Here is a 259-nt window from a genome sequence, read left to right on the forward strand (position 1 = left end):
AAACGATACCAGATAAAGTTGAGAAGTTCCAAAATCAATTGGCAGTTGCTTCCATTATGATCTATATGTTTCAGTATATGAAGCAGCAAAATACAACATAATTTGAAGGGAAAACTATGTCCGTCATGCAGAACTTTTGATACAATAGAAGCGGATTATTTAAAAAGGAGGTGCAGCATGACGGAAATTTGTTTAGTACGACATGGACAATCTGCTGGGAATTTTCAAGAGATTATTCAAGGACGCGAAGATATTCGGG

General features: G+C 36.3%; 2 protein-coding genes. Both read left to right on the top strand.

The window, feature by feature from the left end; translation table 11 throughout:
- The coding region (locus JDS80_RS31890; protein ID WP_242477473.1) for a YlbE-like family protein at nucleotides 1-101 on the top strand (101 nt) is incomplete at its 5' end.
- 76 nt (nucleotides 102-177) lie between these two features.
- A partial coding sequence (locus JDS80_RS30920) for a histidine phosphatase family protein (RefSeq protein WP_199640836.1) occupies nucleotides 178-259 on the top strand: 82 nt, incomplete at its 3' end.

It is taken from the genome of Bacillus cereus group sp. N8 (assembly GCF_016483685.1).
Taxonomy (GTDB): Bacteria; Bacillota; Bacilli; order Bacillales; family Bacillaceae_G; genus Bacillus_A; species Bacillus_A proteolyticus.